Genomic DNA, 17,688 nt, shown 5'->3' with positions numbered 1-17,688 from the left:
TTAGGATGATCGGCCGGGCGCGGCTGCGCCGGACGGAAGGACGGGCAGGGGGGCGGCGTGGGCCTGGACGAAATCCAGCAAGGCCGTGGCGAATTCGCGATCGGCGCTGCCCAGGTGCGCCACGATGGAGGTGTGATTGTGTCGCGCCACCTGGACGATGCGCGGCATCCGCCCGGCGGCGGCCACGCGCGCCGCGTATTGCAGCGCGTAGAGATCCAGGTAGGGATTTTCGTATTCCGCCACGGCGACCATGAGGGGCACGGTCATGGCCTCGGCGTGCGCCATGGGCGCGTGGCGTCGTTGCCGTGCCGGGTCCGCGCCGTAGTAGGCCACCACGCCGGCGGCGTTCGGGTTGCCGGGCAGGGTATCGGCATCCAGGCGGGCACTGATCAGGGCAGCGGCCGTCACGCCTTGCGCCTGGCCCTTGTAGCGGGGATCCGTCAGGAAGGTGGCGACATGGCTGCCACCGGCCGAATGGCCGAGCAGCACGATGCGTTCCGGGTCCCCGCCCCAGGCGGCCGCGTGCTCGCGCAGCCAGCCCACCGCCGCCGCCACGTCGTCGGCTCCGGCGGGATACGGCGCCCGTGGCGCCAGCCGGTATTCGATGTTGACGCCGATGCAGCCGGCGCGCGCGAACAGCCTGGGCACGTTGGCGTAGATGTGTGGCGTGGCGTCCTTGTTTCCGCGCAGGAAGGCGCCGCCGTGGACGAAGGCCACGATGGGCCGCGCTGTCTGGTCGTGCGCGATGGGCAGGTAAAGGTCGAGCTGTTGGCGCGGATCGTCGCCGTATGCCTGCGCGGGCGCGACGCGCAGATCGTCGGCGGGAAGGGCGCCGTGGATGGCGTCGTAGATGTCGCAGACCCGGCGCCGGTTTTCCTGGATATCCTGGGTCCAGGTCGGGCCCAGGGCCAGCATGGCGGCGCGTTGCGCGTCGTCCAGTCCGGGAAACGGCGCTGGCGGGAAGGGGAATGTCATCGCGCGCTCCCGTCTATTCGGGCGTGTTCTTCTTGCCGGGCGCGGGCCTGCCTTCCTTGGCCGCCAGTATCGCGGCGGACGGCTGCACCACGAAATGCGCCAGGCGGTGCCGGTCGAACGATTCGAGTTCGCGCGGCCAGGTCTGCGGCTGGTGGTCGGCGTCGGCGGGGATCTGTTCCATGTGGGTGTAGATCTCGACGTTGTTGCCGTCCGGATCCTTGAATACCAGGAACCAGTTGCCGCCCGGGCCATGCTGGCCGATACCGCGTTCGATCTCCACGCCCTGCGCGCGCGCTACGTTCACCGCGCGCTTCATCTCGTCCAGCGACTCCACGTAGTACGAGAAGTGCTCCAGCCCGGGCCGGGTATGGCGGGGCAGGTCGTCGCGGTCGGGCGCGTCGGCTGGCAGGCGCGACAGGGCGAGATCGTGATGGTCTTCGCCCGCGCGCAGGAAGACCATCTGGTCGGCGATGCGGTCCGACACTTTCAGGCCCATGACCTCGGTATAGAAGCGCGTCGAGATTTCCAGGTCGCGGACCATCAGGACCAAGTGCCCGAGCTTGCGGGTCCGGATGGGGGCGCGGTTATCGTCTGTTGCGGTATTCATATTGTCTCCTCGCGGGCCGGTCCGGCCCCGTCGTGGTCAGGGTTGCGAGGCGGTAGGGGTCATGGGCTTTCCAGGGCGACCGGGTTCTCGATGACGCCGATGCCTTCCACCCACGCCGTCATCGTATCGCCAGGCTTGAGATACACGCCACGGCCCATGCCCACGCCATCGGGCGTGCCCGTGGCGATCAGATCACCGGGTTGCAGCGTCAGGATGCGGGACAGGTAGGCGATTTGTTCCGCGATCGAGAAAATCATTTGCGAGGTGTTGCCATCCTGCATCGGTTCGCCGTTGACGCTCAGCGTCATGCGCAGATTCTGCGGATCGGCGATGCAGCCCGCCGGCACCAGCCATGGCCCCAGCGGCCCGAATGTGTCGAAGCTCTTGCCTCGGAACCAGTCGTGCTTGAAGGGATAGTCGGTGCGGCGGTTGAGATCGCGGGCGCTGATGTCGTTGAAGACGGTGTAGCCGGCGATGACGGAAAGCGCGTCTTCGACCGACACGTGGCGGCAGGTCTGACCGATGACCACGCCCAATTCCACTTCCCAGTCCAGTTTCTCGGTTTCCGCGGGCATGAGCACCGTTGCCTTGGTGGCAATGACGCTGCTCTGCGCCTTCATGAACACGTAGGGCTGGCTCTCGGCGCGTGGCGCGAGTTGCGTGCCCATTTCGTCGGCGTGCTCGTAGAAGTTCGATGCCACGCCGAAGATGCGCCGTGGCCGATAGGGCAGCGCGTAGGCGGCGCCCTCGATCGCGGTCAGGCGGCCTTGCGCGGCCAGGCCCGGTGCCTGCTCGGCCAGGGAGGACAAACGGGGAACCCAGGCATCCCAGGCGTCCAGCAGTCCGTCCACGTCGGGCATCCCGATCGTCTGTTCCGGCTGGCCGGCAAGGGCGAGCTGCGCCAGGTCATAGAGCTTGTTGTCGACCACCAGGCCGGGTCGCTCGACGCCGTTGAGGTCATAGGTTGCTAGGCCGTGCCAGATCACGGGGACTCCTTGTGTCGTGAGGATGATGGAATGGATGAGATCAAGTGTGTTTAATAATTCCAATGTGAATACTTTGAACCGCCAATGTATACAAGTCAAATGGTTTGTGATAATTTTTGTGCCCATCGTCACAACTCTTGAGAAGGCAGAGCGCCGTCATGAACGCAACCACAGAAGACAAGGCCGGCCAGGCGAGTCCGCCATGGGTGTTGACCAGGGTGCCGCTGGACGCGGACTGGTTGGCCGCCATGGCCGCGCACTATCACGTGATCCCTTGGGCGCAGGCAGACGCCGCCGCCCGTGTTCGCGCGCGCGCCGTGGTGACGAACGGCTCGACGGGCTTGAGCGTTGATGAATTGGCGACGTTGCCCGCCCTGGAATTGATCGCGAGCTTTGGCGTGGGTTTTGAAAAAATCGACCTGAGCGCCGCGCATGCGCGCCAGGTGCGTGTCTGCCATGCGCCCGACGCCAGCAGCCAGGTGGTGGCCGACCATGCGCTGGCGCTCATGCTTGCGTTGGCGCGCGGCATCCCGGCGTTGGATCGCGGCGTGAAAGCGGGCGGATGGGAAGCCCTGCGCGCAGCGCGGCCGAGCCTGCGCGGCAAGACGCTGGGCATCATCGGGCTGGGCAACATTGGCCACCGGCTCGCCAAGTTGGGCGAGGCGGTGGGCATGGAGGTGGCCTATCTGTGGCACGAGGGCACGCGGGGTGACGGTTACGCGCCGCACGACGACGCGGTGTCGCTGGCGGCGGCATCCGACGTGCTCGCCTTGACATGCCCGGGCGGACCGCAGACGCATCATTTGGTGAATGCGCCGGTGCTGCGGGCGCTGGGCCCGGCGGGCTTTCTTGTCAATGTGTCGCGCGGCACGGTCGTGGATACCGACGCGCTGATCGACGCCTTGGCGCGGGGCGTCATCGCCGGCGCCGCCTTGGATGTGCTGGAAACGGAGCCCGTCGTGCCAGACCGGTTGCGCGCGATGGAGCAGGTCATCCTGACGCCACATCTGGCCGGACGCTCGCCCCAGACGCGTATCGCGCAGCACGAGGCGCTGGCCAACAACCTGAATGGATGGTTCGAGCGGGGCGAGCCGGCGCATCGTGTCCGTCCGCCCGCTTGAAACCGGGTAGTGCGCGCCAGGCAATGCCCCGACCGGGGCATCGCCGCGCGTTGCGAACTTCAAAGGCCGCCGCGATCGGCCTTCAGATCGGGGTTGCGCAGGGCAGGGCCCGCCTCGCCACCGGCGCGGGACGCGCCGCCCCAGCCATGATCGGTCAGGTCGATGATGATCCCGTTTGGATCGCGGTATTTCACTTCATAGAAGATGTTGCCTTTCACAGGCACCTCTCCCATGTAATAGTTGCCGCCCGCGGCCTCGACCGTTTTGCGGGCCTCGACGATGTCCTCGACCCAGACGCCGATGTGATGCAGGCCCACGAAGTCCTTGCCGCGGTCTTCGCCCGCCGCGTGATCGCTCTTGTAATTGAGCAGCGCGATGCTGATGGTGCCGTCCGTCAGGTAGACGCCGCGCGCGAGTGACGAATCCGTTTCGCCGACCTTGCGGAAACCGAATGCGTCCTGGTAGAACTGGGCGGCGGCCCAGGGGTCGGGCACGGACAGGGCGATGTGACGCAGTTTGTTGCTCATGAAGAGGCTCCTTGTTGGATCCGGTTGGGTGAAACAGGCGTTGGGCGGCATCAGAATTTATGCGTGATGCCCGCCCCGAAGGCGGTCGCGGTGTCGCCCGCCCTGAGTTGGGGCAGGGGGTTGCCGGCCAGGTTGTAGCGGGCGGCCGAGCCATTCGCGAGTCGCGTGAACGAGGTCCAGAGCTCGGTGCGCTTGGACAGCGTGTAGCCGTAGCCCAGCGAGAGTTGCCAGGCGCTGGAGCCGGGGCCGGGCAGGCCGATGCCGCCCACTGGCTTGATCGCGTTCCCGCGCGCATCGCCGCCGCGGGTATACGACGCGCGCAGTTGATGCGGACCAAAGCCATGGGTGACGGCCACCTGCCAGGCGTCGCGATACACCGACCGTCCCGGCGCGGGCTGATAGCGCAAGCGCTCGTAGGCGCCGCGTAGTTTGGTGCCGCCAAAGGTGTAGGTCGCCGCCAGGCGGTCGGCGTGGTCCGCGGAGCCGTCGTAGAAGTAGTCGCGGTGGTACTCGTGCCCCCAGGCGACGAACCAGTCGCCGCTGGCGTAGCTGGCCAGTCCGGACGCCATCATGGAATTGCCGGTGGGCATGCGGCTGGGCAGCGTTACCCCCGCCTTCAGACTGAAGCCGCGCCAGTTTGGGGTGGTGTATTGAAAAAGGTTCTTCTGGCGCCGATCGAACGAGTGCGGCGCCACGCCATCGTCGGCCGTTGTGAAGCCATTGCCCATGATGGAGTTCGACGCGAACACGCCCGCCGTGAACGGGTCCACCGTATAGACCGAGGCGTACCGCAGCGGCGTTTCCCATTGCCCCATCAGGAACTCGCCGTAGGGGCCGCGCAGCCCCAATCCGGAATTACGGTCGGAAATCTCCGCCGGGCCGGCGCCGGTCATGCGCAGATTGGTCTCGATCTGGAAGAACGCCTCCAGATCGGCGCTGATGCGTTCCTGGCCGCGCAAGCCCAGCACCGACAGGTCGTTCGCCAGTCGGGTCAGCGATTCGGTTCGGCCATTGCCCGATAGCCTGATCGTTTCCACGTCTTCCTTGATGAATCCATAGATCTGCACGCTGTCGCCAGATTGGGCCAGCGCTGGCCCGGCGGTGCTGGCCGCGAGCGCCGCCGCGGCAGCCATTCGTCCTCGGCCGCGTCGCCGCGCGATGCCCTGGCGGAGTCGTTCTCCGACCACGGAAAAGACTGAAATCGGTGTCATGGCGCTGGTCTCCGCTTGCCTATACAGGATCTGAAGCTCTATGGGTGTACATTAATTCATAAATGTATACACCACAAGCTTTAAGAATTCTTCATTGGGGAGTTACGCGGCAATGAAAGTGGCAAGGGGCTCGGATATTTCCTGGAGGAAATGATCGCGATGGGAGAAAAAGGCGGACCAGGTCTGGGTGCGGTCGGGGAAATGTTCTGTGTACAGATAGAAAATCCTGTACTTTTCTCAGGCAAAACGGGCTTCTTATGTTCTGTAATGCGATCAAGAGCTTGTCATGTGTATAATTTTTTTCCACCCGACACTGACTGCAAAGGACCGTGGTGCCCACTATCGCCGCTCAAATTAGCCAACAGCTCGCCGAAGACATCATCTCCGGTGTTCTGTCTCCGGGCGAGAAGCTCGAAGAGCCCGCCCTGGCGCAACGGTTCCAGGTGTCACGCACGCCCGTGCGCGAGGCGCTGCGCCTGCTGGACGCGCGCGGCCTGATCGAACTTGCGCCTCGGCGCGGGGGAGTCGTCGTCAATACCAGCCCCGAGCAACTGGCCGACATGCTGGAAGCCCTGTGCGAGCTGGAATCCCTGTGTTGCCGCATCGCGACGCAGCGCATGAGCGCGATGCAGCGCCGCCAGCTCGAGCTGCTGCATGAAGAAGCCGAGGCGGCGGCGGACAAGCGCGATGCCGATGCCTACCTGGCGCTGAACTCCCGCTTTCACCAGCTGATCTGCCAGGGCACCCAGAACGCCACCTTGGTGGCCGCCGTGGAAAGCCTGCGCGAGCGGCTTGCGCCGTTCCGGGCGGCGCAATCGGGGGTCGAGCGCCGTTTCGAGGTGTCGCATCGCGAGCACCAGAAAATCGTCGAAGCCGTGCTCGCGGGTCAGCCGGAGCAGGCCTACCTGGCCATGCGCAGCCATACGACCCGCCTGACCTTGAATGTCATGGAACTGATCCAGGCCCAGCACGCGGGCAAGGCTGCATAGCGCGCGGCCCGGGCCCGCGCAGGGGGGCGCTTTCGCGCCCCTATCACCGCCCGCCAGCGGCGGGCGCTGGCCTCAACCCGAGTTGCGCAGCCCCGCCGCGATGCCGTTGATGGTCAGATGAATGGCGCGCTGCACGCGTTCGTCCACCGCCGCGTCCGGATCGCGCTGGGCGGCGCGATGGCGGCGGATCAGCTCGATCTGCAGGTAGTTCAGCGGATCGATGTACGCGAAGCGCTCGCGCAGCGAAGCTTGCAGGGTGGGGTTGTCGGCCAGCAGCTCGCGCTGGGTCAGCAGCTTGAGCATGGCCAGCGTGCGGCCGTGCTCGGCGCTGATGGCGCCGAAGATGCGCTCGCGCAGCGCCCGCTTGGGCACCAGCTGGGCGTAGCGCGCGGCGATGGCCAGGTCGGACTTGGCCAGCACCATTTCCATGTTCGACAGCAGCGTGCGGAAGGCCGGCCACTCGCGCGCCATCTCGCGCAGCTGCGCCAGCCGCGCGCGGCGCGAGGCGGGGGCGCCCGGCGCGCCGGTTTCCAGATAGGCCTCGATGGCCGAGCCCATGCCGTACCAGCCGGTCAGCATCAGCCGGCATTGCGCCCATGAGAAGCCCCAGGGAATGGCGCGCAGGTCTTCGATGCGCTGGCCCTTCTTGCGCGAGGCCGGGCGCGAGCCGATGTTCAGGCCGGCGATTTCGCTGATGGGCGTGGACGCGAAGAAGTACTCGGCGAAGCCCGGCGTTTCGTAGACCAGGCCGCGATAGGTGCGTTGCGCGGTCTCGGACATGAAGGACATGGCCTGGCCGTGGCGCGCCATGTGCGCGTCTTCGGCGCTGGCGGCCTCGGCGCGCGGCGCCAGGCTGGATTCGAGCGTGGCCGCGACCAGCAGCTCCAGGTGCCAGCGGCCGATCTCGGCGTCCTTGTATTTGCTCTGGATCACTTCGCCCTGCTCGGTCAGGCGCAGCTGGCCGGCCACCGTGCCCGGCGGTTGCGCCAGGATGGCGTCGAAGCTGGAGCCGCCGCCGCGTCCCACCGAGCCGCCGCGGCCGTGGAACAGGCGCAGGCGCACGTGGCGCGCGGAGAATACGTCCACCAGCGCGCGTTCGGCCTGGTACAGCGACCAGTTCGAGGTCAGGAAGCCGCCGTCCTTGTTGCTGTCGGAATAGCCCAGCATGACTTCCTGCGCGCCGTGCTGCGCGCGCTTCACGCGTTCGCGGATCTCGGGCAGGTCGAGCCAGGCCGCCATGATGGCCGCGCCGCGCTGCAGGTCGGGAATGGTCTCGAACAGCGGCACCACCATGAGGCCGTCGTCGTCCTGGATCGGCGCGCCGGCCGGCGCGATCAGGCCGGCTTCCTTCTGCAGCACCATCACTTCCAGCAGGTCGCTCAGCGTCTCAGTGTGGGACACGATGGTCTGGCGCACCGCCTGCTTGCCGTAGCGCGCCCGGCCGGCCGCGGCGGCGCGCAGCACGGCCAGCTCGCGGGTGGTGTCCTCGCTGTACGCGATCCACGGCGAGGCCAGCGGGCGCGCCTGCGCCAGCTCGGCGCGCAGCAGCGCCACGCGCGCGTCCTCGTCCAGCGCCAGGTAGTCCAGCGGCTGGCCTTGGTATTGCGTGCCGGCGCGGGTGAACAGTTCGGCCAGCGCGCGCTCGTGCACGTCGGAACTCTGGCGCAGGTCCACCGTGGCGAGGTGAAAGCCAAATACTTCCACCGCCTGCTGCAGCCCGGCCAGGCGCAGCCGCACGATGGGCGCGCCGTGGTGGGCGGCCAGCGACTTGGCGACCAGCGCCAGGTCGGCGGCGAAGGCCTCGGGGCCGTCATAGGCCTGGGCCGCCACGGTGCTGCGGCGGGCCAGGTTCTGGCCGGTCAGGACCTGGGCGGTGGCGGCCAGGCGGGCGTACACGCCGACCAGCGCGCGGCGGTAGGGCTCGTCGGCGCGGTGCGGGGAATCGTCGCCGCTGTGGTCGGCCAGCGCCTGCAGGTCCGGGTCGGCGGCAATCAGCAGCGTGGTCATGGACAGGTCCGCGCCCAGCGCGTGGACCTCCTGCAGATAGTGTTCGAACAGCACCGTGGCCTGGCGCAGCAGCGCGCGTTCCAGCGTGCCGGCGTCGACGTTGGGATTGCCGTCGCGGTCGCCGCCGATCCAGCTGCCCATGCGCAGGAACGGTTCCAGCGGCGGGGGCGGCGCGGCGAAGGGCTTGGCCGATTCGCGGTTCAAGAGGCGCGACAGGTCGCCGTACAGGCGCGGAATCGCCTGCAGGAAGGTGCTGCGGTAATACGACAGCGCGTTCTCGATCTCGTCGGCCACCGTCAGACGGGTGTAGCGCAGCATGCGGGTCTGCCACAGCGTGGCCACGCGGCCCAGCAGCGTGGCGTCGATCTCGGCCAGCTCCTCGGGCGTGAGCGTGGCGTCGCGGTGGGCCAGCGCCTGGGCGATCTCGCGGTGTTCGTCCAGCGTGCTCTTGCGCTGCACTTCGGTGGGGTGGGCGGTCAGCACCGGCATCACGCAGGCCTCGGCCAGCAGGCGGCGGATGCGGGCCGGGCCGACGCCGTGGCGGCCCAGCGTCTGCACGGTCTCGCGCAGGCTGCCGCGCGACGGCGCCGGGTCGGCCAGGGCGCGGGCGCGCTGGCGACGGTTCTGGTCGCGGTCCTCGGCGATGTTGGACAGATGCAGGAAGTAGCTGAAGGCGCGCGCCACCGAGTTCGGGTCGCTGCCCTGCAATCGCTTGACGCGCTCCTGCAGCAGCTTGCCGTCGGCGTCGTTGCCCTCGCGGCGGAATTTCACCGCGGTGCGGCGCAGCGTCTCGATGGTGTCGAACACCCGCTTGCCCTCGCATTCCGCGATGACCGTCCCCAACAGCCGGCCCAACAGCCGGATATCGTGACGCAAGGGTTCAGCGGAATCGGACTGCGGGCGGCTGCTGCTGGCATTCATCGGGCGGGTATCCGTCGGACGGGGTGGATGGAACAGGGAGGGGGATCGGGGCTCCACGCCACGCGCCATGCGCGCCTGCCGCCCCGGCGGGGCGGCGTTTTTCATCTTGGGATGGCCCGGCGACGAAAAACGCGTGGAGCAACAACACCAGAAAGGAAAAGCGCTTCGATTTTACGCAGCGATCCTTACGGGAAACGTCGGGCGCTGCGTTAAAGTGCGATTGATCCCTTCGTAATTCGATAAACCCCCTTTATGCAAAACCATCAACGTCGCGCGCTCGTGCTGTTTTCCGGCGGGCAGGATTCCACCACCTGCCTGGCCTGGGCGCTGGAGCGCTATGCGCATGTGGAAACCGTGGCGTTCGACTACGGCCAGCGCCACCGCATCGAGCTGGACGCGCGCCTGACCGTGCTGGCCCGCATCCGCGAACGCTTTCCCGACTGGGCGCCGCGCCTGGGCGAGGACCATCTGCTGGACCTGAAGGTGCTGGGCCAGGTGGGCGACACCGCCATGACCAGCGACCGCGCCATCGAGATGCAGGCCAACGGCCTGCCCAATACCTTCGTGCCGGGCCGCAACCTGCTGTTCCTGACGCTGGCCGCCGCGCTGGGCTACCGCCGTCAGCTGGACGTGCTGGTGGGCGGCATGTGCGAAACCGATTTCTCCGGCTATCCCGATTGCCGCGACGACACCATCAAGGCGCAGCAGGTGGCGCTGGGCCTGGGCCTGGGCGCGCGCGTCACCATCGAGACGCCGCTGATGTGGATCGACAAGTCCGAGACCTGGGCGCTGGCCCGCAAGCTGGGCGGCGACGCGCTGGTGGATATCGTGGTCGAGGAAAGCCACACCTGCTACCTGGGCGAGCGCGGCGAGCGCCACGACTGGGGTTACGGCTGCGGCGAGTGCCCGGCCTGCAAGCTGCGCAAGGCGGGTTGGGCCAAGTGGGACGCGGGCGGCCGTCAGGCCGGCTGACGCCAGGGCGCGTCGCGGTTTGCGCGCCGGCGCGGTCCATGGCGCGCGTTCGGTGTTTCCGGGGGGCGGTGAGGCGGTTCAGCCGCCCTGCCTGGCCCGGCCGATGAAGCGCCAGCGCAGGATCGCGGCGCAGGCCAGGATGGCGGCCGCGAGTCCGGTCGACAGGCCGATCGCGCCGCGCGCCCCATAACGCTCGACCATCTGCGCATAGGCCACCGGCGCGGCGGCGGTCAGCAGGAAGCTGGGGATCAGCAGCCCGCCCACCACCGCGCCGTAGCTGCGGTGGTCGAAGAGCGCCAGCGGCAGCGTGCCGCGCGCGATGGTCAGCAGACCGTTGCAGGCGCCGTAGGCCAGCGCGTAGACCGCCAGCATGGCCACATCGCCGTCCGAGGCCAGCGCCAGCGCGAAGGACAGCGGCAGCAGCAGGCACACGATCAGCGTCATCGTCAGCGGATGCAGTCGCCCGCCCAGCGCCACGTCGACCAGCCGGCCGGAGAACTGGCCCACGCCCCAGAGCGCGGCCACGCCCACGGCCGCGGCCGCCGCCAGCCCCAGGCCGGTCAGGATGGCGATCAGATGGGCGGCGTTGCCCGCCGCCAGGAAATTCGTCAGCATCGCGATCAGCGCGTATAAGGCGCCGGCCAGCCGGCGCTCGCCCTGGCTGCGCGCCAGGCCGCCAGCCGCCGCGCCGGCCTGGGGCGCGGACGCGGCGTAGCGCTGGCGCGGCAGCGCCAGGAACAGCGGCGCGGTCGCCAGCGCCAGCGCGCCATAGGCCAGCACCGCGCCGCGCCAGCCCAGCCATTCGGCGAGCAGGTGCCCGACCGGCCACATCACGGTGGACGCCAGCCCGCCGAACAGGGTGATCTGCGACATGGGCCGGCGGGCGGTGGGCCCGGCGGCGCGGGCCAGCGAGGCGAAGGCCGCGTCGTACAGGCTCAGGCGCATGCCCGCGCCCAGCACGACCCAGGCCAGGTAATAGTGCGGCAGCGCATGGGCCGAGGCCAGCGCCACGCAGCCCAGCGCCGACAACACCGCGCCGGCCGGCATCACGCGGCGGCCGCCCCATCGATCCACCGCCAAGCCGGCGATGGGCGAGACCAGCGCCATGGTCACGATGGCGGCCGAGAAGCCGCCATAGACAGCGGCCGAGTTCCAGCCCAGGCCGGCGGTGATCGCCGGACCGAGCGCGCCGATCAGGTAGAAGGTGACGCCCCAGCCGATCAGCTGGGACAGGCCCAGGCAGACGATGGCCCGGGCGCCGACCGGTGGACGGACGGGAGCGGCGACAGGCAGCTGGCCGGCCGCGTCCCGGGGCGGGCTCACGGCCGGCCCGGCGGCGTGGCGTCGCCGTCACCCAGCGCGCGCTGCATCAGCACCGTGTCGCGCCAATCGCCATGCTTGTGTCCGACCGACCGCAGCGTGCCCACGGGATGGAAGCCCTGGCTGGCGTGCAGCGCCAGCGAGGCCGCGTTGCGGCTGTCGCCCACCACGGCCAGCATCTGGCGCCAGCCGGCCGCGGCGCAGCGCTCGACCAGCGCGGCCAGCAGCTTGCCGCCGATGCCGAGTCCGCCGCGGCCGGTCTTCACGTAGACCGAGTCTTCCACCGTGTGGCGGTAGGCCGGGCGCGGGCGGTACGGCGTGGCGTAGGCATAGCCCACCACCTCGCCGTCGATTTCGGCCACCAGGTAGAACATGCCCTGGGCCAGCACGGCGGCGCGGCGCTGGCGCATTTCCTCGATGGACGGCGGGTCCAGCTCGAAGGAGGCGGTGCCGTGCAGCACATGATGGGCGTAGATGGCCTTGATGGCGGGCAGGTCGGCGTCGACGCTGTCGCGGATGAGGAGAGTGGGGGCGGGCATGGACGGTTGGGCGCAGGAATAAAAAAACGGCGGAGGAAGTGCCGTCGGATCAAGTGCCGCCGGCATCCGGGCCGACGGCGCAATCCAGTAAGCCGTCAGTGTGAGGCAGGCAGACCTATTATTAAAGCTTTGGCCTATTATGAATTGCATAAGTAAAACTTTGGATTTGAGGTCATGCGTGGACTGAACCTGGACCATTTGCGCATGTTCGCGCAGGTGGCGGAACTGGGCAGCTTTTCCGCCGCCGCCGAACGCAACGGCGTGACGCAGCCGGCGGTCAGCCTGCAGGTGCGGCAGCTGGAGCGGCGCTACGGGCTGAAACTGGTCGAGCGCGTCGGCCGGCGCGGCCGGCCGACGGCGGCCGGGCTGGAGCTGCTCACGCATATCCGCGCCATCGACGCGACGCTGGCCCAGGCCGAGCAGGCCATGACGGCCCATGCCTCGCAGGTGAGCGGCCGGCTGCGGCTGGGCACGGGCGCCACCGCCTGCACCTACCTGCTGCCGCCGCTGCTGGCGGACCTGCGGCGGCGCTTCCCGGCGCTGGAGGTTGTGGCCAGCACGGGCAATACGGCCGACATGCTGCGCGGGCTGGAGAACAACGCGCTGGATATCGGCCTGGTGACGATGCCGGCCCCGGGCCGCATGTTCCAGGTCGAGCCGTTGCGGGAGGACGAGTTCGTGGCGATCTTCCCGGCGCACGGACCGATCCCGGTCCCGGCCAGCGCCACGCCGCAGGCGCTGGCGGCGCTGCCGCTAGTGCTGTTCGAGCCGGGCGCGCGCACGCGGCGGCTGGTGGATGACTGGTTCGAGAAGGCCGGCCTGGCGGCCAAGCCGGTGATGGAGCTGGGCAGCACGGAGGCCATGAAGGAGATCGTGGCCGCCGGCCTGGGCTGCGCCGTGCTGCCCAGGCTGGCGGTGTCGGGCGCGGGGCGGCGCGACGCGCTGACCGTGTTGCCATTGGCGCCGCGCCTGGCGCGCACGCTGGCCATCGTCATGCGCGGAGACAAGCCGCTCAGCCGAGGGCTGCGGCACCTGCGCGAGGCGCTGCTGGGCTTGCGGGTCTGAACGCATAGGGGTGGAACACGTCCACCGGCAGCTGGTTGCAGGCTTCGACGCACTCACGCACGGCAGCCATGTCCTTGAACCGCAGCCCGCTGGGTATGCCCTGCATGTCCAGGTTCATCGCCAGCGTCACCAGGTCGACGTTGCCGGTGCGCTCGCCGTTGCCGAACAGGCAGCCCTCGACGCGGTCGGCGCCGGCCATCACCGCCAGTTCGGCGGCTGCGACGGCCGTGCCACGGTCGTTGTGCGGATGCACGCTGAGCACGATGCTGTCGCGCCGCGCCAGGCGGCGGTGCATCCATTCGATCTGGTCGGCGTAGACGTTGGCGCTGGCGCATTCCACGGTGGATGGCAGATTGATGATCATCTTGCGCTCCGGGCTGGGGTTCCAGATGGCGCTGACCGCGTCGCAGACCTCCAGCGCATAGTCCAGCTCGGCCAGGCTGAATGTTTCGGGCGAATACTCGTAGATCCATTCCGTGCCGGGATCGGCGTCGGCCAGGGCGCGGATCTGACGCGTGCCGGCCAGCGCCAGGTCCTTGATCTCATCCCGGCTCATGCCGAAGACGATGCGGCGCCACTGCGGCGCGATCGGGTTGTACAGGTGGACGATGGCGCGGCGAGCGCCGCGCAGCGATTCAAAGGTGCGTTCGATCAGGTCGGGCCGCGATTGGGTCAGCACCTCGATGGTGACGTCGTCGGGAATGCGTTCTTCCTCGATGAGCTGGCGCACGAAGTTGAAGTCCGTGTCCGAGGCCGATGGGAAAGCAACTTCGATTTCCTTCAGGCCCACGGCGACCAGCTGTTCGAAGAAGCGCAGTTTGCGCGCGGCGTCCATCGGTTCGATCAGGGCCTGGTTGCCGTCGCGCATGTCGGTGCTCATCCAGATGGGCGGCGCATCCAGGCGGCGCGACGGCCAGGTCCGTTCGGCATAGTCGCGGGTGAACGGGTGGACGGGGCGGTATTTGTGTTGGGGCTGTTCGAGCATCATGGGGTGTCCTCGGGCGGTCGCTGGTGCCGGCCAGGCCATGCGCGCGCGGGAATGCGCCGTGGCGGCTGCCGGTCGGGAATGCAAACGGGAAAGCGAACGTGGCGGCTGGGGCCGCGCGGGGACCCAGGGCTGCCGGGCGGCCACGGGGCGCTAGGCCCGGCAACCGCGGCGTAGTCGTAGCGCGAGGGTCGAGCGCCGCCGGCGCGCGCCGCCGCCCGCCGCGCAAGCGGCAAGGGTCGGGGCGGTGGGGCGGATGGCGGGCATGAGGGAGATGCAGGGAAATGTCAGGTGAACGGGAACGATGGTAGGTACACTGAAACAGACCGTCTACCGCCAATCAGACATGAATCGTCGAAAAAAGGACATTCCGTCGCCCGCGCCCAGCGCCGCGCCGGCGCGCAACCATCCCCGCACCCCCGCGAACCTGGACCTGTTCCCCTACGAAGCCTCGGCGCGGCCCGTGGCCGGACTGGCGGTGGACTACGAGGACGGCCATCGCGTGCGCCGCCATCGTCATCGCCGCGCGCAGCTGCTCTACGCGATCTCGGGCGTGATGGTGGTGGAGACCGAGGCGGGCATCTGGGTGGTGCCGCCCACGCGCGGCGTGTGGGTGCCGGCCTGGGTGGCGCATGGCATCCGCATGAGCGGCGAGCCGCGCATGCGCACGGTGTTCGTCGAGCCGGGCGCGGCCGCGCACCTGCCCACGCAGTGCTGCGTGCTGTCTATCTCGCCGCTGCTGCGCGAGCTGATGGCGGCGGCGACCGAGGTGCCGCTGGACTGGCAGCCGGGCACGCGCGACGGCCGCCTGATGATGCTGCTGCTGGACGAGCTGCGCCAGGAACCGGTGCTGCCGCTGCATTTGCCGCAACCGGCCGAGCCCCGGCTGGCGCGCATCTGCCGCGCCATCGTGCGGCATCCGGAGCGGCAGGACGGCGTGGCCGACTGGGCCCTTGAATTGGGGGTGGATCCCAAGACGGTGCAGCGCCTGTTCCTGCGCCATACCGGCATGACCTTCGGCCGCTGGCGCCAGCAGGCGCGGCTGCTGGCGGCGATGGAACGGCTGGCGCGCGGCGAGCGGGTGCTGGACGTGGCGCTGGACCTGGGCTACGAGAGTCCGAGCGCCTTCGCGGCCATGTTCCGCAAGGCCTTGGGCGAGCCGCCCAGCGCTTTCGCGGCGCGCGGGGCGGCGTCCGCCTGAGGGTTGCGGGACCGGCGCGGGCATCCGGGCGCAAGCCGGCGCGAACCTGGCCTGAAGTCAGCGCGAATCTGGCGCGTGGGGCTCCTCCGGGCATGTCCCCAGGCGCGCGGGCGCGGAACCGGCGTATTATTTAGCGTTTCGCCCGTCCGCTAACCGCCTGAGAAAGATCATGCCGCACTACCGTTCCCGCACCTCGACCCACGGCCGCAACATGGCCGGCGCCCGCGCCCTGTGGCGCGCCACCGGCATGAAGGACGGAGACTTCGGCAAGCCGATCATCGCGGTGGTCAACTCCTTCACGCAGTTCGTGCCGGGCCACGTGCACCTGCGCGACCTGGGCGCGCTGGTCGCCAAGGAAATCGAGGCCGCCGGCGGCGTCGCCAAGGAATTCAACACCATCGCCGTGGATGACGGCATCGCCATGGGTCACGGCGGCATGCTGTATTCGCTGCCGTCGCGCGAGCTGATCGCCGACTCGGTCGAGTACATGGTGAACGCGCACTGCGCCGACGCGATGGTCTGCATCTCGAACTGCGACAAGATCACGCCGGGAATGCTGATGGCCGCGATGCGCCTGAACATCCCGGTGGTGTTCGTGTCGGGCGGCCCGATGGAAGCGGGCAAGGTGAAGTCGCCGACGGACGGCAAGGTGATCGCCAAGATCGACCTGATCGACGCCATGATCAAGGCGGCCGATCCCAATGTGTCGGATGCGGATGTGGCCGAGGTCGAGCGCAGCGCCTGCCCGACCTGCGGTTCCTGTTCCGGCATGTTCACCGCCAACTCGATGAACTGTCTGACCGAGGCCATCGGCCTGGCGCTGCCGGGCAACGGCACGATCGTGGCCACGCACGCATGGCGCAAGGGCCTGTTCGAGCAGGCCGGCCGCCTGGTGGTGGATCTGTGCCGCCGCTATTACCAGGAAGAGGACGCGTCGGTCCTGCCGCGCAGCATTGCCACCAAGAGCGCGTTCGAGAACGCGATGGCGCTGGACGTGGCGATGGGCGGCTCGACCAACACGGTGCTGCACCTGCTGGCCGCGGCGCAGGAAGCGGGCGTGGATTTCACGATGGCCGACATCGACCGCATTTCGCGCAAGGTGCCGTGCCTGTGCAAGGCGGCGCCGGCCACCGACAAGTACCACATTGAAGACGTGCATCGCGCGGGCGGCATCCTGGGCATCCTGGGCGAGCTGGCGCGCGCGGATCTGCTGGACCTGTCCTGCGGCAATGTGCACAGCGGCACGCTGGGCAATGCGATCGCGCAGTGGGACGTGGCGGGCGATGCCGGCGAGGCGGCGCAGAAGTTCTATCGCGCGGCGCCCGGAGGCATTCCGACGACGGTGGCGTTCAGCCAGGACGCGACGTTCCTGACGCTGGACACGGACCGCAAGACAGGCTGCATCCGCAGCAAGGAAAACGCGTATTCGAAGGACGGCGGGCTGGCGGTGCTGTACGGCAACCTGGCCGAGAAGGGCTGCATCGTGAAGACCGCGGGCGTGGATGAGTCGCAGTGGGTGTTCACGGGACGCGCGCGGGTGTTCGAGAGCCAGGATGATGCGGTGGAAGGCATCCTGGGCGACAAGGTCGTCGCTGGCGATGTCGTGGTGATTCGCTACGAAGGGCCGAAGGGCGGGCCGGGGATGCAGGAGATGCTGTATCCGACGTCCTATCTGAAGTCCAAGGGTCTGGGCAAGGTGTGTGCGCTGTTCACGGACGGGCGTTTCTCGGGCGGGTCGTCGGGGCTGGTGATCGGGCATGCTTCGCCGGAGGCGGCGGAGGGCGGCACGATCGGGCTGGTGGAAGACGGCGATGTGATCGAGATCGATATTCCGCGGCGCAAGATGCATCTGGCGGTGTCGGATGAGGTGCTGGCGCGGCGTCGCGAGGCGATGAACGCGCGGGAGAAGGCTTGGGAGCCGGTGGATCGGGAGCGGGTGGTGTCGCTGGCCTTGCAGGCTTATGCGGCGCTGGCGACTTCGGCGGATCGGGGGGCTGTGCGGGATCTTTCGCAGCTCAAGCAGAAGCGTTGAGGGGTTGGGTTTTGAAGAGGACGGCGCCTTTGTGGCGCCGTTTTTTTTGGGGTCTTTTTTGGGGGGGCTGGAGTGTTGGCGGTTTGTGAGGCTGTTGTCTTCACTGCTGCTACTGCTTTTGCTGCTGCTGGTGCTTCGTTGAGCATTGTGTGCCGGCGCTTCGTGGGTCGCCCCTCGGGCGGGGCGGCGCGGCTGCTCGCGCCCACGATCGCGGTCCGGAGCCTTCGCTC

The 17,688-nt window shown here is 68.6% G+C and carries 15 protein-coding genes; 6 read left to right on the top strand and 9 right to left on the bottom strand.

The genetic code is table 11. The features are described from left to right. From AC6LJ5_RS05165 to AC6LJ5_RS05155, 3 genes are read right to left on the bottom strand one after another with little or no spacing between them, the layout of a single operon-like run. Nucleotides 1-975, bottom strand: a complete 975-nt coding sequence (locus AC6LJ5_RS05165; protein WP_498139967.1) for an alpha/beta hydrolase — start codon at nucleotides 973-975, stop codon at nucleotides 1-3. A gap of 13 nt (nucleotides 976-988) precedes the next feature. Continuing rightward, complete coding sequence (locus tag AC6LJ5_RS05160) at nucleotides 989-1,582, bottom strand: VOC family protein (protein ID WP_498139966.1); 594 nt, start codon at nucleotides 1,580-1,582, stop codon at nucleotides 989-991. Between the two features lie 59 nt (nucleotides 1,583-1,641). Further along, on the bottom strand, nucleotides 1,642-2,568 hold the full coding sequence (locus AC6LJ5_RS05155; RefSeq protein WP_103271313.1) for a fumarylacetoacetate hydrolase family protein: 927 nt from the start codon (nucleotides 2,566-2,568) through the stop codon (nucleotides 1,642-1,644). Nucleotides 2,569-2,816: 248 nt separating this feature from the next. Here AC6LJ5_RS05155 and AC6LJ5_RS05150 point away from each other — a divergent pair, with 248 nt between their 5' ends. Further along, entirely contained in the window at nucleotides 2,817-3,689 is an 873-nt protein-coding gene (locus AC6LJ5_RS05150; RefSeq protein ID WP_392408999.1) for an NAD(P)-dependent oxidoreductase, read from the top strand. Between the two features lie 59 nt (nucleotides 3,690-3,748). Here AC6LJ5_RS05150 and AC6LJ5_RS05145 read toward each other — a convergent pair whose 3' ends face one another. Continuing rightward, the gene (locus AC6LJ5_RS05145) at nucleotides 3,749-4,216 is read right to left on the bottom strand and encodes a VOC family protein (RefSeq protein WP_498139965.1); all 468 of its coding nucleotides are present in this window, start codon (nucleotides 4,214-4,216) and stop codon (nucleotides 3,749-3,751) included. A 50-nt stretch (nucleotides 4,217-4,266) separates the two neighbouring features. After that, nucleotides 4,267-5,349 carry a porin gene (locus AC6LJ5_RS05140; RefSeq protein ID WP_498139964.1) on the bottom strand — a complete coding sequence of 361 codons (1,083 nt, stop codon included), beginning with the start codon at nucleotides 5,347-5,349 and terminating at the stop codon, nucleotides 4,267-4,269. 410 nt (nucleotides 5,350-5,759) lie between these two features. Between AC6LJ5_RS05140 and AC6LJ5_RS05135 the strand changes: the two genes are divergently transcribed. Beyond that, nucleotides 5,760-6,416 (top strand): GntR family transcriptional regulator, encoded by a 657-nt coding sequence (locus AC6LJ5_RS05135; RefSeq protein ID WP_103276221.1) that lies wholly within the window; start codon nucleotides 5,760-5,762, stop codon nucleotides 6,414-6,416. A gap of 72 nt (nucleotides 6,417-6,488) precedes the next feature. Here AC6LJ5_RS05135 and ppc read toward each other — a convergent pair whose 3' ends face one another. Continuing rightward, the gene (gene ppc, locus AC6LJ5_RS05130; RefSeq protein ID WP_233772797.1) at nucleotides 6,489-9,413 is read right to left on the bottom strand and encodes a phosphoenolpyruvate carboxylase; all 2,925 of its coding nucleotides are present in this window, start codon (nucleotides 9,411-9,413) and stop codon (nucleotides 6,489-6,491) included. A gap of 183 nt (nucleotides 9,414-9,596) precedes the next feature. Here ppc and queC point away from each other — a divergent pair, with 183 nt between their 5' ends. Then, nucleotides 9,597-10,316, top strand: coding sequence for a 7-cyano-7-deazaguanine synthase QueC (gene queC / locus AC6LJ5_RS05125; RefSeq protein WP_103271308.1), 720 nt, complete (start codon nucleotides 9,597-9,599; stop codon nucleotides 10,314-10,316). Between the two features lie 78 nt (nucleotides 10,317-10,394). Here queC and AC6LJ5_RS05120 read toward each other — a convergent pair whose 3' ends face one another. Next, nucleotides 10,395-11,609: an MFS transporter gene (locus AC6LJ5_RS05120; RefSeq protein ID WP_498140006.1), complete on the bottom strand. Its 1,215-nt coding sequence runs from the start codon at nucleotides 11,607-11,609 to the stop codon at nucleotides 10,395-10,397. Nucleotides 11,610-11,635: 26 nt separating this feature from the next. Beyond that, nucleotides 11,636-12,175: a GNAT family N-acetyltransferase gene (locus AC6LJ5_RS05115; protein WP_498139963.1), complete on the bottom strand. Its 540-nt coding sequence runs from the start codon at nucleotides 12,173-12,175 to the stop codon at nucleotides 11,636-11,638. A 174-nt stretch (nucleotides 12,176-12,349) separates the two neighbouring features. Between AC6LJ5_RS05115 and AC6LJ5_RS05110 the strand changes: the two genes are divergently transcribed. Then, nucleotides 12,350-13,240, top strand: coding sequence for a LysR family transcriptional regulator (locus tag AC6LJ5_RS05110; protein WP_498139962.1), 891 nt, complete (start codon nucleotides 12,350-12,352; stop codon nucleotides 13,238-13,240). On the opposite strand, the gene AC6LJ5_RS05105 is transcribed toward AC6LJ5_RS05110, so the two are convergent. After that, on the bottom strand, nucleotides 13,188-14,225 hold the full coding sequence (locus tag AC6LJ5_RS05105) for a 2-isopropylmalate synthase (RefSeq protein ID WP_498140005.1): 1,038 nt from the start codon (nucleotides 14,223-14,225) through the stop codon (nucleotides 13,188-13,190). The two genes, AC6LJ5_RS05110 and AC6LJ5_RS05105, sit on opposite strands and share 53 nt — an antisense overlap. A 346-nt stretch (nucleotides 14,226-14,571) precedes the next feature. Between AC6LJ5_RS05105 and AC6LJ5_RS05100 the strand changes: the two genes are divergently transcribed. Both AC6LJ5_RS05100 and ilvD read left to right on the top strand, forming a co-directional pair. After that, the gene (locus tag AC6LJ5_RS05100) at nucleotides 14,572-15,426 is read left to right on the top strand and encodes an AraC family transcriptional regulator (protein ID WP_392413219.1); all 855 of its coding nucleotides are present in this window, start codon (nucleotides 14,572-14,574) and stop codon (nucleotides 15,424-15,426) included. A 169-nt stretch (nucleotides 15,427-15,595) separates the two neighbouring features. Next, nucleotides 15,596-17,458 carry a dihydroxy-acid dehydratase gene (gene ilvD / locus AC6LJ5_RS05095; protein ID WP_498139961.1) on the top strand — a complete coding sequence of 621 codons (1,863 nt, stop codon included), beginning with the start codon at nucleotides 15,596-15,598 and terminating at the stop codon, nucleotides 17,456-17,458. Nucleotides 17,459-17,688: the final 230 nt, after the last annotated feature.

It is taken from the genome of Achromobacter sp. 1011791174 (assembly GCF_059760925.1).
The sequence above is the reverse complement of the archived record's forward strand: the minus strand, read 5'-3'. Positions and strand labels throughout refer to the sequence as shown.